This is a genomic window from Salegentibacter agarivorans, assembly GCF_900113135.1.
Taxonomy (GTDB): domain Bacteria; phylum Bacteroidota; class Bacteroidia; order Flavobacteriales; family Flavobacteriaceae; genus Salegentibacter; species Salegentibacter agarivorans.
Window position 1 is genome coordinate 106,740 of sequence record NZ_FOOH01000003.1, and the last position, 16,869, is coordinate 123,608.

Consider the following 16,869-nt stretch of genomic DNA (forward strand, 5'->3'; position numbering starts at 1 on the left):
AAAATTCAGTAAAAATTCAACCGTATGAAATTAAAATTATTTGCCTTTTGTATGGTCATATTTTCCAGTTTTGGATTTGCACAGGAAACCAAATCTATTACCGGAATAATAACTGACCAGAATGATATGCCTTTACCGGGAGCCGAAGTGAAGGTTATTGACAAAGAGATTTTTGATGTAACCGACTTTGATGGGAATTTCAGTCTAGAGAATGTTGAAGTGGGTGATGCCGTAAGAGTAACCTTCCTTGGTTTTTTACCTCAGGAATTTACAGTGGCAGGAAGTAATCAATATACAATAGCATTGGAAGAAGATACCGATCAACTTGATGAAGTTGTGGTTGTTGGTTATGGTAGACAACGTAAACAAGATCTAACCGGTGCCATTAGCCAGGTCTCTTCGCAGGAAATTATGAAACAACCTGCTTCTACTGCTACTCAGGCCTTGCAAGGTAAAGTTGCCGGTGTAAACATAATAAATAGTGATGCACCTGGTTCCACACCCACTGTAGCAATTAGGGGGTTAGGAACCGCACTTGGAGGACGTGATCCTCTATATGTAGTAGATGGTGTTCCAGTTAATGACATTCAAAATATTAGTCCTTCTAATATTGAATCCATGGACTTCCTTAAAGATGCCTCTTCTGCGGCTATTTATGGTGTAAGAGCGGCTAACGGGGTGGTAATCGTTACTACTAAACAGGGTGAGTCTGGTAAGCCTAAAATGAATATTAGAAGTTTTTATGGTGTAAAGCCTATATTAAATGAAGTAGACATGGCAAATGCCAGCCAGTACATTACTTATTTTAATGAGGAAAATGCTGCAATTGGCGGGGATCAATTAAATCAAACCCAACAATATAATACCGATTGGTATGATGAAATTGTTCAAACAGGTTTTGTAAATAATACTGTTTTTGATATTAATGGTGGAGGAGACAATATTAATTATTTTTTCAGTTATGATTATTACGAAGAAGGCGGATTATTGGAAGATCAGAAATTTAGGAGATCTACAATCACCAGTAATAATACTTTTGATCTTTTTGATGATCGTCTCAAGATTATTCAAAACTTAAATGTTTCTATTAGGGATGAAAATCGTAAACCCTTTGGTGCCTTCAATACGGCTTACCGTCAATCTCCTTTAGTTCCTGTTTTTTACCCCAATGGAAGATACGGGGGATCATATTACAACAGAACAACTGGGGAAGCTACATATATTGCGGGACCTGATGAAAGTATTGGCAACTTAACCAGTCACGGAAACCCGGTTTCTGCCGTAGACTTTGAAAATCAAATTTTCAACGCTGTCAGATTACAGGGTAGCGTAACTGCAGAGCTAAGTATTACTGATGATATTACCTTCACCTCTCGATTTGGTGCAAGAAAGGAATTTACCAGTGGTAGAACATACAATCCTATTCAGCAGCGTTGGTTAAATAGTGACCCTACTCGAACCGTAGAGCAATTTGAGAGTTTAAAAGCTCAAAACCCTGAACAATTGCAATATGCTTATAATCAGTTGTCCTTTGAATCAAGTGAGAACTACAAATACAACTGGGATAATTTTATAAACTATAATACCAATTTCGGTGACCATAACCTTGATGTTACTTTAGGTGGATCTAAAGAACAAATTGGAATTGGTATGAGAGACGATTATCAAACCTGGGATGTTCCCGAACAGGAACAATATTGGAGCTTAAAACATGCCAGTGACCAATATGATAAACAGGTTAATCAAACCTATTTAACCCCTACAAATTTCTTGTCTTACTTCGGAAGGGTTCAGTATAACTTTAATAGCAAGTATTATTTTACCGGTACTTTGCGTCGTGATGGGTCCAGCACCTTTCAAAATAATGCTAATTACTGGGGAACATTTCCAGCATTGGGTGTAGGTTGGACTTTGACCGAAGAAGAATTTCTGGCAGATAATGAAAGCATAAACTTTTTGAAATTAAGAGGTTCCTGGGGGGAATTAGGAAATGCTAATGTACCTATAAATACTACTCAAATCCTTACCGAACCAAACAGCGGTAACCAAAACTATGTATTTGGTCCCGGTCAGGATCTTATCTTTGGAGCATATATAGGTTCTCCGGCTCAAAACCTTAGCTGGGAAGTAGTTAGTGAATATAGTGCAGGTCTAGACTATGAATTATTTGATTATAAATTAACAGGTAGTTTCGATTATTATATTCGAACCACGGAAAACACCATTCTTCAGGTTCAACCTTTACTGAACTCTACATTCTCTACAGATTTTTATGATCACGGAGCAGAGGTAGTTAACGAAGGTTTTGAATTGGCTATAAACTGGAGTGATGAGTTTTCAGATGATTTCAGCTATAATATTGGAACTAATTTTTCTTTTAATGAAAATACAGTTAAAAATGTTCAACAAAACTATGAAGGACAGCTAGGTGGAAGTCTTGGGAATGGTCAAATTACAAAACGTCTTGCCGAGGGCCAACCCTTAGGCGCCTGGTGGTTATTTGAAACCGAAGGTGTATGGCAAACACAGCAAGAGATAGATAATAATGCCGCTATTGGAGGAGCAAGACCCGGCCACCTAAGATATACGGATCAGAATAACGATGGTGTCATAGATGATCGTGACAAGATTTATCACGGTTCATACATTCCAAAATATAATTATGGTGTTAATATTGGACTTAACTATAGAAATTGGGACTTCAGTTTAGATGGTTATGGCGTAGGAGGCAATAAAGTCTATAATGCATTACTGAACACCAGAATTGGAGGCGAGAATGTGCCGGTAGACGTTTTTAATGAGAGATGGACCGGACCTGGAACTTCTAATACAAATCCGGGAGCCGATCGTGATGCCAGATCTTCTGATTACTATTTGGAAGATGGAGATTTCTTCAGGATAAATAATATTACTTTGGGATATACATTGCCAGAGATGACGGAGTTTATTTCTCAAGCGCGAGTTTATGTGTCTGCCCAAAACCCGTTTATATTCACAAAGTATTCAGGTTTTACTCCAGAAATATCAGGTTACGATCCAAATGATACCAATGCACAAGGTCCTTACAGAACCACAGGTGTGGAACTTTCAGCATATCCATTAACCAGCACATTCCTGCTTGGAGTTAATATTCAATTATAAAATTTTAAATATATACTGTATGAAACGAATATATAAAATAGCAGTTTTCACATTTACATCCCTATTTATTTTAGGGTGTAGTGAAGATTTTCTGGAAGTAGACTCCAGGGAAAATATAGAGGCAGAGGACAGGGATGAAAACTTTTCTCCGGAAGATTTTGTAACCGGAGTCTATGGTCAGTTTACCGATTTTAATTATGCCTTTTCTTATTTAGGAATTACTGAAATTATTTCAGATAATGCCGATAAAGGTAGTGCGCCTACCGATACAGGAACGGACAAGCATTTGCTAGACGATTTGGAATTTACAAGTACTGCACCATCGGTTTCCAATATGTGGGAGCATTGGTATAAAACCATTGGCCGGGCCAATTATGCTATAGCTTATGCTGAAGAAGAAGGTGGGCCAGATACAGGTCGACTCATTGCCGAAGCCAAATTTTTAAGAGCGTATACCTATTTCTTTTTAGTGCGCGGTTTCGGTGGTGTTACTATTCAAGGTGAAGTTGAGTTTGTAGATGGAGAACCTATTATAGATCCAGATGTAGATCTTTCTGCCAGAAACACTCAAGAAGAAGTATATACCTATATTGAGCAAGATTTGATGGATGCTATAAGTGTTTTACCTGCCAAAAGTGAATACCCTCCCCAAGATTTGGGTAGAGCTACACGTGGTGCAGCTCAGGCATTACTCTCAAAGGTTCACTTATACCAGGAAGAATGGAGCGAAGCCTTAGAACAGGCCAACGCTGTCATCTCTTCTGGTGAGTATGGGCTTGAACCAAACTATGAAGATGTCTGGAGAGAATATTCTGAAAATGGAATAGAGTCTATTTTTGAAATTCAGGGTCGTGGAGAACCTATTGTTCACGGTGTTCAGCAATATTCCACCACTCAAGGTGCCAGAGGTACCAGTGGATGGGGATGGGGTTTTAACACACCATCAGAAAGTCTTGTAGATGCATTTGATGCTGAAGGAGATTCTATAAGAAAAGATGCCACTATTATTTTTGCTGGCGAGACATTATGGGATGGTCGTGAAGTTAGTTCTTCCGTAGAAAATCCACGTTATAATGAAAAAGCATATTCGAGTGCAAATGCCGGTGATGGTGATGGTGATAAGAATATTCGCGTTTTGAGATATGCTGAAATTCTTTTAATCAAAGCTGAAGCTGAGGCTCAATTAGGCAACCTGGCAGCTGCTATGGATGCCCTTAATGAAGTTAGAGAGCGAGTAGATCTTGATCCTGTAAGTGGCCTGGGCCAACAGGAATTACTTGAGAAGATATGGAACGAAAGAAGGCTAGAACTTGCCTTTGAGCACGATCGTTGGTTTGATCTTACCCGTACAGGGCAGGCTCCGGAAGCTATGGCTGCACACGGAAAAGATTTTCAGGAGAGACACTATTTATTTCCAATCCCTGAGAATCAAAGAATTCAAACACCAGGTATGGAGCAGAATCCAGGCTGGTAATAGCATTTAATTTTAAAAGTTCCGCAGTCATTTGAGACTCGCGGAACTTTTTCCATCATTTAAATTCATTTTCTTTTGAATATTAAATTTCTATACATACTTATTTTTTCAATTTTTGTAATAAGCTGTAGTTCATCTGGTAACGAAGCTGATGATTTTTCTGATGATGCACCTAAAGAAATTCCAGATGAAGAAAACTCTGAAGAACCCGTTGAAGAATTCCCTTCGCTTACTGACCAAGAGCTACTTGATGAGGTTCAGGAAAAAACTTTTAATTATTTCTGGGAATTTGCTGGTACCAATTCAGGCCTAGCTAAAGAAAGATCAAGTGATAATACTACGATCACCACAGGAGGTTCCGGTTTTGGTCTTGCATCTTTTCCTGCAGCGGTAGAACGGGGCTGGATAAGTAGAACTGATGCTTTACAGCGCTTAGATAAAATACTTACTTATCTTGAAAATATAGAAACCTACCATGGAGCTTTTGCGCATTGGTATCGGGACGATACTGGTGCAACGTTGCCTTTCTCAGCAAATGATGATGGTGGGGATATTGTAGAAACAGCTTTTTTAATTCAAGGCTTGTTAATTAACAGAAGCTATTTTTCCAAAGAAACGGAAATAAAAAACAGGATTACCCATATTTGGGAAGATGTAGAATGGGATTGGTATACTCAAGGCGAAAATGTAATTTATTGGCATTGGTCACCAAATTTTGAATTTGAGAAGAATCTGCAGGTAAAAGGCTGGAATGAGTCGCTTATGGTATACGTACTTGCAGCTTCATCTCCCACCCATCCCGTAGATGCTGATGTGTACCACCAAGGTTGGGCTTCTAATGGAAATATGCAGACGGGCCGAAGTTATTATGGAAATCAGTTGCCTTTAGGTTCAGAACTGGGAGGGCCTTTGTTTTTTGCCCATTATTCATTTATTGGTTTAGACCCCAGAAATCTAAGTGACCAATATGCCGATTATTGGCAACAAAATACCTCGCACAGCTTTATTAATTATGAATATGCGGTGAGCAATCCCAATAATTATGAAGGTTATAGCGAAGATTCCTGGGGTTTAACAGCAAGTACCGGTTACGACGGATACGCTGCTCACAGTCCTACAAATGATAAAGGGATAATTGCACCAACAGCTTCTCTATCCTCTTTCCCTTATACGCCGGATAAATCTATGCGTGCCTTACGTTATTTTTATGAAGATTTAGGAGAAAATCTTTGGGGGGAATATGGCTTTTACGATGCGTTTTCGCAAGAAGTGGGTTGGTTTTCTGATAGCTATCTAGCAATAGATCAGGGTCCCATTGTCGCAATGATAGAAAACTATCGAACTGGTTTACTATGGGATCTTTTTATGCAGGATGAAGAAATTAAAGCTGGATTAGATAAACTGGATTTTAAATACTAATTCTTGAATGTACTTTATATTAATCTCACTGTCCTATCATAGGAGGTTTTTTCAATTCCAGGCATAAAATAATTTTGAACCGAAAATTAAATTATATAAAATGACATCAATTAAATCAACCATCTTTGTTTTAATCCTTTTAATTAGCGTAGGCTGCAAGAATGAGAATAACAAGGAAGCTACAAATAGAAATAAAGAAATTAAGGCTTCTTTAATCTCAGAAGAAGCTTTATTAGATACAGTTCAAAAGCAAAGCCTCAAATATTTTTGGGAGTATGCCGAACCTAATTCAGGAATGGCGCGAGAACGCTATCATCCTGATGGGGAGTATCCGAAAAACGATGCCCACGTGGTAACCACAGGAGGCTCTGGATTCGGACTTATGGCTATAGTTTCCGGAATGGAACGCCAATGGATTCCCCGCGATTCGGCCGTGGCTCGTTTAAACAAAATCGCAGATTTTTTAGATAATGCACCAAGATTTCACGGGGTATGGCCACACTGGTTAAATGGCGAGACAGGTGAGGTCCAGGCCTTCAGCGATAAGGATAATGGTGGAGACCTAGTGGAAACTTCATTTTTGGCGCAGGGCTTTATTGTCGTTCGTGAATATTTAAAAAATGGAAACCAAGATGAACAGGCGGTTGCAGCAAAGTACGATGAGCTTTGGAAAGGTATAGAATGGGAATGGTACACCAACAATAAAAACGGACTTTACTGGCACTGGTCGCCAGATTACCAGTGGGAAATGGACTTTATGATAGAAGGCTATAACGAATGTTTGATCACTTACGTAATGGCTGCTTCTTCTCCAGATCACGCGATTGATGCTAAAGCTTATCACGAAGGTTGGGCTCGTAGCGGTAATATTGTAAGCGATAAAGAAGCTTATGGAATTCCGTTAATTCTAAAGCATAACACCCGTGGCGATAAAGCCGGACCGCTTTTTTGGGCGCATTATTCTTATTTAGGGTTGAATCCGAAGGGACTTGAAGACAAATATGCTAATTACTGGGATTTGAATGTAAATCATACCCGAATTAACTATGAGTATACCCAGGAAAATCCGAAGGATTTTGAAACCTATTCAGAAAATTCCTGGGGTCTAACCGCAAGCTATACCCGAAATGAAGATAATGGCATTGGCTATACCGCCCATTCCCCAGATGATGACAAGGGAGTGGTATCACCAACTGCGGCGATCAGTTCTATCCCTTATACACCAGAACTTTCTTTGAATGCGATGAGGTATTTCTTTGAAGATCAAAACGAATTGCTATGGGGACCAGCCGGATTTTATGATGCTTATAGCCTTGAAGGGGAGGATTGGGTAGCTCCAAAATACCTGGCAATAGACCAGGGGCCACAGGTAGTAATGATAGAAAATTACAGATCAGGCTTGATATGGGATCTATTTATGGGCGCTCCCGAAGTGCAAAATGGTCTCGAAAAATTAGGATTTAATACTTCTGATTAATTTTTATGAATTACCATCTAACATATTTTAACCGTATTCGAAGTCTTATTCTGATTCTTGTAGCAGTAATGATTACAGGGTCTTCTCTGGCTCAACAAAAGTCTTTTGAATTTGTAGTACTGCCAGATACCCAGACTTATGTTGAAGAATATCCAGAAATCTATTTGCATCAAATGCGTTGGTTGGCCAATAATAAAGATAGATTTTCCTTTGCCCTGCACGTGGGAGACATTACCCAGAATAACAATGGGAAAGAATGGGATATTGCTAAAAAAGGATTCAATATAATTGAAGGGAAGCTGCCTTATTCTTTTGCTTTGGGAAATCACGATATGGGAAGTGCCAGCGGTAAATTTGCCGATACCCGGAATACCGCTATGGCCAATGCCTACTTTTCACCAAATGAGATTCCTAATCTTGTAGCTTCATTCCCTGAAGGAAAAATTGATAATCTTTTAAGTGAGTTTAAGATCGGGGATCAAAATTGGATGGTATTGTCCTTAGAGTTTGGCCCCAGGAATAAAACGATTAAGTGGGCAGATGGGATGATAGAAAAATATTCTCAGCATAATTTCATCATTGTAACCCACGCTTATGTTTACGAAGATAGCACGCTGCATAACGGTGAGGACTGGTGGCTTCCTGAAAACTACGGAATAGGGAAAGATACCGGAGAAGAAGCTCCAAATAACGGTGGTCAGCTTTGGGAAAAGCTAATTAAAAAGCACGATAATATTTCCATGGTATTTTCTGGACATATACTTAAATCTGGCGTTGGAACTTTAGTAAGCGAAGGTGAAAATGGAAATAAGGTTTACCAGATGCTCGCCAACTATCAAAAAGGGGTAGAAGGCTCAGAGAATGGCGGAAATGGTATTTTAAGAATTATTAAAGTTAATCCAGAAAAACAAAGAATTGAAGTAAAAACTTACTCGCCATGGCTTGATGAGTTTAAGACAGAAAAAGAGCATAATTTTACATTTGAAAATATTCAATTAAAATAACAGCATCAAAAAAAAACAATTATGAAAAAAAGATTTTTATACATCTTAGCAGTTTTACTGTTCATTTTACTTATCGTACCAGCTTCAGTAGAAGCACAGGAAAATGAAGCTTTTATAAAAGAACACTTTATTAAAGATTCTGATACTCTGAATTACCGTATTCTTTTTCCGAAGGATTTTTCAGAAGAAAAGAAATACCCTGTGGTTTTGTTTCTGCACGGGGCGGGAGAAAGAGGTAAGGATAACCAGTCACAATTAACCCACGGCAGTGATTTATTTTTAAAACATCAGGAAGAATTTCCCGCAATAGTTATTTTTCCGCAGGCACCAAAAGAAGACTATTGGGCAAGAGTGGATGTGAATCGCGATACGGTTCCTCTTCAATTCGAATTTATGAATGAGAAGTCAGCTACTAACTCTTTAGAATTAGTCATGGAACTTATGGATAAAATGGCTTCAGAGAGCTACGTCAATAAAGATCGAATTTATGTTGGCGGACTTTCCATGGGAGGAATGGGAACCTTTGAGATTGTCTATAAAAAACCTAAAATGTTTGCAGCAGCCTTCGCTATTTGCGGTGGTGCTAATCCGGAAATAGCGAAAGAATATCCGGAAGGGTTCAATATTTGGCTTTTCCACGGAAAAAAAGATGATGTTGTACTTCCAAAATATTCTGAAGCAATGGCCCGGTCTATTAATCACTACGGTGGCAATGCCAAGCTTTCTTTATATCCCGACGATAATCATAACAGCTGGGATTCAGCATTTTCAGAACCTAATTTATTACCCTGGTTATTTTCGCATAGTCTGGAAAATGAAAATGGAAAATAATTAGTAGATGAAAACTTTCAAAAACATACTTACAGGCACGGCCTTGCTTATTAGTTCTTTTATAAGTGCACAAGAAGTAGTCCCGGAAACCTATATCAATCCCCTGGATATTGATTACACCTATATGGTTTATAATTCCAGTAAGAATATTTCCTATCGTTCGGGTGCTGATCCCGCGGTAATTGAATTTCAGGGCGAATATTATATGTTTGTTACCCGTTCTTTTGGATACTGGCATTCCAAAGATCTGATAAACTGGGAATTTATTAAACCAGAACAATGGTATTTTGAAGGTTCCAATGCGCCAACCGCTTTTAATTATAATGACTCCTTAGTTTATTTTGCAGGTGATCCCGCAGGTTACGGCAGTATTCTTTATACCGATGATCCTAAAAGTGGTAAATGGACTCCCACGGCTTCAATTTCTAATAATATCCAGGATTCAGAATTATTTATTGATGATGACGGGAAAACCTATTTGTATTGGGGTTCATCCAATGTACATCCACTTAAGGTTAAAATGCTGGACAAAGACGATCGTTTTCTTGAAACCGGGGTAGAAAAGGAACTTATTAACCTGGTAGAAGAAGAACACGGCTGGGAACGCTTTGGCGAAAATAATTACCATCCAACCTTAAAAGAAGGATATATGGAAGGTGCTTCCATGACCAAGCACGACGGGAAATACTATTTGCAGTATGCAGCTCCGGGGACCCAGTTTAATGTTTATGCCGATGCCGCTTATGTAGGCGAAACGCCACTTGGCCCGTTTAAATACATGAAAAACAATCCTATGAGTTTAAAGCCGGGCGGATTTACCAATGGTGCCGGCCACGGGATTACCATGCAACAAACCAACGGACAATACTGGCATTTTGCAACCATGGCCCTGGCTTCTAATTCTCATTGGGAACGCAGGCTGGCTATGTTTCCAACCTATTTTGATGACGAAGGTTTAATGTACACCATTACCAGCTATGGCGATTATCCTTTGTACGGTCCAGATCATCCTACAAAAGCAGGACTGCACAATGGCTGGATGTTGCTTTCCTATAAAGGAAAAACAACCGTCTCCTCTTCACAAATGCAGGTTAGAAAAAGCACTGCCACAGATGGTGATTTTGATATAACCGAAATGCCACTGGAAAAGAATAATGAAGGTGAAATTATTTCGAAATTATTAACCGATGAAAGTCCGAAATCTTTTTGGGTTGCGGAAGCTAATGAGGATAATCAATGGGTGGAGATAGAAATGCTGGCGCCCGGAAATATCTATGCGTTTCAACTGAATTTTCACGACCAGGAATCTGGTATTTATACCCGTACCCAAGGTTTACGACACCGGTATACCTTAGAGGTTTCAGAAGATGGTAATAACTGGAAAACTGTTGTAGACAGAAGTAAAAGTTTTGAAGATACACCGAATGCCTACATTCCGCTTAATCAGCCAGTAAGGGCTAAATACGTGCGCTATAATAATATTGAAGTTCCGGGGAATAACTTGGCTTTATCTGAAATTAGGGTTTTTGGTAAAGGTTTAGGTCAAAAGCCTGCGAAGGTTAAGGGATTCGAAATTTCTCGAGAGGAAGACAGGAGAGATATTTCCCTGGAATGGCAGCCGGTAAAAGGTGCCCAGGGTTATAACATTCGCTGGGGAATCGCTCCAGATAAATTATACCATTCCTGGTTAATTTATGATGAAAATGAACATTTTATGCGCAGCCTGGACCGTGATACAGAGTATTATTTCAGTATTGAAGCATTCAATGAAAATGGCATATCTGAAAGATCTGAAATATTACAAGCAAAATAACCGAAAAACCAAATTATAAAATTTAAAGAATAGGAAAATGAGAAGAATTTATCTATCAATGAGCCTCATAATTTTTATGGGAATATCATTTCTTAATGCCCAGGAAAAAGTTCCGGAGGTTGAGGAATTACTAAAGAAGATGACGCTGGAAGAAAAAATTGGCCAGCTTAACCTGCTTACTCCCGGTGGCGGCGTTGCTACAGGATCTGTAGTGAGTGAAGGCGTAGAAAACAAAATAAAAGAAGGAAATGTTGGTGGCGTTTTTGGTGTTTCCAGCCCCGAAAAAGTTAGGCAGGCACAAAAGCTTGCGGTTGAAAATTCCCGTCTTGGAATTCCGTTATTAATCGGGTCTGATGTTATTCACGGTTATAAAACCACATTCCCGATTCCTCTTGGACTTTCTTCCAGTTGGGATATGGATTTGATAAAAGAAACCGCTCAAATTGCGGCTAAAGAAGCTACGGCCGATGGGATTAACTGGAATTTCTCGCCAATGGTAGATATAGCTCGAGATCCGCGTTGGGGGCGAATTGCTGAAGGTGCCGGGGAAGATCCTTATTTGGGTTCCCAGGTTGCAAAAGCAATGGTTGAGGGTTATCAGGGAAATGATTTTACAGCGCCTAATACAATGATCGCTACCGTAAAGCATTTAGCGCTTTATGGAGCTTCTGAGGCCGGCCGGGATTACAATTCGGTAGATATGAGTAAGATAAAAATGTTCAATGAATATTTGCCACCTTATAAAGCAGCAGTAGACGCAGGTGTTGCCAGCGCAATGACTTCTTTTAACGATATTCACGGGGTTCCTGCTTCAGGGAATAAATGGTTAATTACCGATTTGCTTCGTGAGCGTTGGGGGTTTGAAGGATTTGTAGTTTCTGATTATACTTCGGTAAACGAAATGATTGCCCACGGAATGGGAGACCTGCAGGATGTTTCTGCTTTGGCCATAAACGCCGGACTGGATATGGATATGGTTGGAGAAGGATTTTTAACGACTCTGAAGAAATCTGTGGAAGAAGGCAAAGTTTCCGAAGAACAGATCACCAAAGCGGCTCGCCGAATTCTGGAAGCAAAACATAAATTGGGTCTTTTAGATGATCCGTATTTATATTCAGATGAAAGCAGGCCAGAAAAAGATATTCTTTCCGAAGAAAATAGGTCGGTAGCCAGGAAAGCAGCAAAACGTTCTTTTGTGCTTTTAAAGAAGCATGAAAACACACTTCCATTGGCCAAAAATGCAAAAATTGCATTGGTTGGGCCGCTGGCAAATAATAAAAATAATATGCTTGGAACCTGGGCACCAACCGGAGATCCACAGCTTTCGATTCCTGTTTTGGAAGGTATTAAAAATGTAGCTCCAGAGGCTGAAATTTCTTATGCAAAGGGCGCAAACATAAGTAACGATACCACTTATGCTAAGAACGTAAATGTTTTTGGACCGCGTATCGAGATTTCTGAGGAATCTCCTGAAACAATGATACAAGAAGCCTTAGAGGTTTCTCAAAATGCCGATGTAATTGTTGCCGTAGTTGGAGAAGCTACCGAAATGAGCGGGGAAGCTGCCAGCCGTACCAATTTAAATATTCCTGATAGTCAGAAGAAATTGATTAGAGAACTAGTGAGAACCGGGAAGCCTGTAGTTTTAGTATTAATGAGTGGTCGCCCTTTGGTGATTTCCGAAGAAATGGAAATGCCATTGAGTATCTTACAGGTTTGGCATCCAGGTGTTGAAGCAGGAAATGCCATAGCCGATGTGCTTTTTGGAGATTATAATCCTTCAGGAAAGTTAACGGCTACCTGGCCCAGAAATGTTGGCCAGATCCCGATTTATTATAGGATGAAAACCACGGGAAGACCGGCCGCATCACCATCGCAGTTCGAGAAGTTTAAATCAAATTATTTAGATGTTGAAAACACTCCGCAATTGCCTTTTGGTTACGGACTTTCTTATACTGATTTTGAATATGGTGAAACTACTGCAAGTACCGATAAATTAAATAAAGACGGAAGCATCACCATTGCTACTACAGTAACCAATACAGGTGATTATGAAGGAGAGGAAGTGGTGCAGTTGTATATTCACGATAAAGTGAGAAGTATCACACCGCCAATGAAAGAATTAAAAGCCTTTAAAAAGATAAGTTTAAAGAAAGGAGAATCTAAAGAGGTGAGGTTTGAAATCACTGTAGAAGATTTGAAATTCTATAATGCAGATTTGGAATTTGTAGCTGAACCTGGCGAATTCGAGTTTTTTGTTGCCGGAAGTTCAGACCACGAATTTCAGGGAACTTTTATTGTAGTGGAGTAGATTTTTTATTAATGCAAAACCCTGAGATACCCTACTGTCTTGGGGCTTACTAATCCTGCTTCGGCGGGATTTTTGTATATAAGCCTTAATTGAACTCTTTGATCATTCTTTACTAAAGCGGTGTGCTCTTATTTCCATACTTCAATCTGCTTACTTTCTCCATTCAAAAATACCGAATTGAAAAACTGGAAAACTTTGGGAAGATGTTCGAATGGCATTCCGGAGTGTTCGTGTTTTCCACCTTCGAAACTGTAAAGTAGGTATGAGGTATTTAGTTTTTTAAGTTTTTCAGTAATTGTCTTGGAGCCGTCCAACATGATATATCCTGGTTGGTCCCGATCACACCAGTGATGAGGTGCGCTTGCATAAGGCACAAGATTATCTTCAGTACCGTGGAAAAATACCCCGGGAATAGCGTTTTCTTCAGTAATATATCGCGCATCTACAATAGCACCGGCAAGAGAGAAAACCCCGGCAAAATCAAAGTTTTGGTATTTAGAAAAATCCTCGAGCATAAGTTTTTCGTTGTATACCGCGTTTAAAACTGCTTCTGCGCCAGCACTACTTCCGCCCACAATTATCTTTGCTGGATTTATATTAAATTCTTCTTTATTTTTAACCATAAAATTCACGGCATCCATAAAATCTTCAGCAGCCATTTTAAAGGTTTCCATTTTTCCGGAAGCTTCGTAATCACAACCAAAAGATTGTCCTTTTCGGGTTAACCGGTAAGAAATCTGTACGGCTACATAGCCTTTTTTAGCCGCGCTTTCTGCAAAATTTATTTCACCAGGGTTAGTTCGGGTTCCGCCTGCAAATCCGCCCCCGTGCATAAAAACAATTAGCGGTCTTTGCTGCATCGTATCATTTTCAGGCTGATAAATGTCCAGCTTTAAAGCTTCCCCATTTTTGGTTGCGTAGGTTTTAGTTTCAGTTTCTTTTAACTGAAAAGATTCGTCTATAAATCTTTGCTGGGCTGAAATTGAAAAACTTAGCAAGAACAGGAGGATGAAAATCGGGTTTTTCATAAATGAATTATAATTTAGCGTCTCAAGATACTTAATTTTGCAGGGAGAATAAGTGGGGATTTTAATTTTAATATTTTATCTTCGCTGCGGAAATGACACTTATAAGTTATGAGTTTACAGGATAAAGTAATGGCAGAGATGAAAGCTGCTATGAAAGCTAAAGACAGCGAAAAGCTTGAAGCTTTACGATCGGTTAAAAGTGCTATTTTATTAGCCAATACTGAAAGCGCTGCAAAGGAGGGTTTGACTGAGGATGAAGAACTTAAAATTTTGCAGAAGCTTGTAAAGCAACGCAAGGAAAGCGCTGCGATATACCGGGAGCAAAACAGGGCAGATTTGGCCGAACCGGAAGAAAAACAGGCTGCCGTGATCGAATCTTTTTTACCTGAGCAGTTAAGTGAAGCTGAAATTGAATCCAAAGTAGATGAAATTATCGCGAAAACCGGAGCCAGCGGAATGCAGGATATGGGAAAGGTGATGGGAATGGCCAGCAACGAATTAGCCGGCAAAGCTGACGGAAAAACGATTTCTACAATTGTAAAAAGTAAATTGAGTAAATAAATATTGAGACCTCCAAGGTTTCCAAAACCTGGGAGGTCTTGAAAAGGCCCCGTGGCGCAACTGAATAGCGCATCAGATTTCGGCTCTGAGGGTTGCAGGTTTGAATCCTGCCGGGGTCACTCTTAAGATTACCAAATCTTATCAAAACCGCGCAAATCTTATGATTAGCGCGGTTTTTTAGGTTTTGGGTTTTCATTTTATTTCATATTATTTAAATTGAAATGAGAACTAAAAGGTTACCTTAATTTTTAAATGTAACCTAAGGTTACATTTAAGGTTAAAGCTTATATTTGAACTTGTATTGTTGATTTGACTTCATCTGAATATTAAATGTTTAATTTAAAGATGACAGCAATGCGAACTAAAAACACATTTTCAGTACATTTTTGGGTGAAACCCACAAATGAAAAGGTCAACCAGGGAATTATCTATGCCAGGATAACTGTGAACCAAAGAAGGGTTCTTGTCAGTTTAAAGCGTAAAATTTCATTTGATTTATGGGATTCTTCGAAAAAGAAGGTAAAAGGAACTTCTTCAGAGGCAAAACAAATAAATCATTATTTGGATTCTGCAAAATCCCAAATTTTCCAATGTTATCAGGAATTGAATTTGAAGGGTAAGAAAATTAGTGCTCAGCTAATTAAAGCTACTTACCTAGGAGAGGATGAGAACTCTAAATCACTTCAGGATCTTATAGATTATCATTCCAGAAAAATCAATAATACGCATGCTGAAGGGTCAATTCGAAATTATCGGGTATCTGAGAAGTATTTTTTTAAATTTTTAAAAAGAGAACGTAAAACCTCTGATATTTATTTAAGAGAGTTGAATTACCAATTTCTTTGTGATTTCCAGGATTTTCTTGGCTCATACTATCCAAAAGGACATCCAAAAGCTATGGGACATAATACTATTATGAAGCATATTCAGCGCTTACGAAAAATGGTTACACTAGCTTATAATATGGAATGGATAAATAAAGATCCCTTTAGCCGTTGGAAAAATACTTTTGAGAAAAAAGAACGGGAATTTTTATCAGTTGGTGAGTTGTCCAATTTAGAAACTTATGAGTTCCCAGTAGAAAGGATTGACCGTGTTCGCGATCTATTTGTCTTCAGTTGTTATACAGGTATCAGTTACACTGATATAATGAAGCTTACTAAAGATAATATTACCATTGGTTTAGATAGAAATAAATGGATTATTTCAAAAAGGCAAAAAACCAATACACCAATTAAGGTACCTTTATTAGATCCTGTTTTAGAATTGATAAAGAAATACGAAGATCATCCTATGACCTTAATCTCAGGAACCTTATTACCTAAAATCACTAATGAGAAATTAAACGTTTACTTAAAAGAAGTAGCTATTCTATGCGGAATAAAGAAGAATTTGACCTTTCATATGGCTAGACATACCTTTGCAACTACGGTTACTTTAAGTAATGGTGTACCAATAGAGACAGTTTCTAAACTCTTAGGACATACTAAAATTTCTACAACTCAAATTTATGCCAGAGTTTTAGAAAACAAGATTAGTCAGGACATGAATGTTCTACGTGGAATTCTGAAACAGAGAAAAGATGACGATTCCGCTCAAAATCCAAACGTTGCATCTTGAAAAGCAAATAATGTTAGAAAAACCATCAATGGTTCTTCTTCCACTATTAATTATTTGGCGATTTTTTTAAAATTTTTATTTAAGTATAAAAATATATCTCAAACATATTATTTTATTTCTTAATTTTCTGATGCCCAAACGATTGGAAGGCAAAAGTGAATTTTCTCATTAGTATCTTAGCTACAACTCG

The 16,869-nt window shown here is 38.6% G+C and carries 11 protein-coding genes and 1 tRNA gene; 11 read left to right on the plus strand and 1 reads right to left on the minus strand.

Annotated features, from left to right (window positions below; all coding sequences use genetic code 11):
• The first annotated feature begins 24 nt into the window (after window positions 1-24).
• From BM084_RS03820 to bglX, 8 genes are all read left to right on the plus strand, one after another.
• Window positions 25-3,141 (plus strand): SusC/RagA family TonB-linked outer membrane protein, encoded by a 3,117-nt coding sequence (locus BM084_RS03820; protein WP_093302855.1) that lies wholly within the window; start codon window positions 25-27, stop codon window positions 3,139-3,141.
• Between the two features lie 19 nt (window positions 3,142-3,160).
• Entirely contained in the window at window positions 3,161-4,615 is a 1,455-nt protein-coding gene (locus BM084_RS03825) for a RagB/SusD family nutrient uptake outer membrane protein (RefSeq protein WP_075324775.1), read from the plus strand.
• A gap of 75 nt (window positions 4,616-4,690) precedes the next feature.
• Window positions 4,691-6,034: a glucoamylase family protein gene (locus BM084_RS03830; RefSeq protein ID WP_083634111.1), complete on the plus strand. Its 1,344-nt coding sequence runs from the start codon at window positions 4,691-4,693 to the stop codon at window positions 6,032-6,034.
• Between the two features lie 100 nt (window positions 6,035-6,134).
• The gene (locus tag BM084_RS03835) at window positions 6,135-7,511 is read left to right on the plus strand and encodes a glucoamylase family protein (protein ID WP_075324773.1); all 1,377 of its coding nucleotides are present in this window, start codon (window positions 6,135-6,137) and stop codon (window positions 7,509-7,511) included.
• A 5-nt stretch (window positions 7,512-7,516) separates the two neighbouring features.
• Window positions 7,517-8,515, plus strand: coding sequence for a metallophosphoesterase family protein (locus BM084_RS03840; RefSeq protein ID WP_075324772.1), 999 nt, complete (start codon window positions 7,517-7,519; stop codon window positions 8,513-8,515).
• A gap of 21 nt (window positions 8,516-8,536) precedes the next feature.
• On the plus strand, window positions 8,537-9,346 hold the full coding sequence (locus BM084_RS03845) for a carboxylesterase family protein (RefSeq protein ID WP_075324771.1): 810 nt from the start codon (window positions 8,537-8,539) through the stop codon (window positions 9,344-9,346).
• Window positions 9,347-9,353: 7 nt separating this feature from the next.
• Window positions 9,354-11,159 carry a family 43 glycosylhydrolase gene (locus tag BM084_RS03850; protein WP_075324770.1) on the plus strand — a complete coding sequence of 602 codons (1,806 nt, stop codon included), beginning with the start codon at window positions 9,354-9,356 and terminating at the stop codon, window positions 11,157-11,159.
• A 37-nt stretch (window positions 11,160-11,196) separates the two neighbouring features.
• Window positions 11,197-13,470 carry a beta-glucosidase BglX gene (bglX, locus tag BM084_RS03855; protein WP_093302858.1) on the plus strand — a complete coding sequence of 758 codons (2,274 nt, stop codon included), beginning with the start codon at window positions 11,197-11,199 and terminating at the stop codon, window positions 13,468-13,470.
• 128 nt (window positions 13,471-13,598) lie between these two features.
• Here bglX and BM084_RS03860 read toward each other — a convergent pair whose 3' ends face one another.
• A complete protein-coding gene (locus BM084_RS03860; protein ID WP_075324768.1) occupies window positions 13,599-14,498 on the minus strand; it encodes an alpha/beta hydrolase in 900 nt (299 codons plus the stop codon).
• 129 nt (window positions 14,499-14,627) lie between these two features.
• Here BM084_RS03860 and BM084_RS03865 point away from each other — a divergent pair, with 129 nt between their 5' ends.
• The 3 genes from BM084_RS03865 (at window position 14,628) to BM084_RS03875 (ending at window position 16,679) form a co-directional block, all read left to right on the plus strand.
• Entirely contained in the window at window positions 14,628-15,059 is a 432-nt protein-coding gene (locus tag BM084_RS03865; protein WP_394333635.1) for a GatB/YqeY domain-containing protein, read from the plus strand.
• 45 nt (window positions 15,060-15,104) lie between these two features.
• A tRNA-Arg gene (locus BM084_RS03870) sits at window positions 15,105-15,178 on the plus strand.
• A gap of 226 nt (window positions 15,179-15,404) precedes the next feature.
• Window positions 15,405-16,679: a site-specific integrase gene (locus BM084_RS03875; RefSeq protein ID WP_093302860.1), complete on the plus strand. Its 1,275-nt coding sequence runs from the start codon at window positions 15,405-15,407 to the stop codon at window positions 16,677-16,679.
• Window positions 16,680-16,869: the final 190 nt, after the last annotated feature.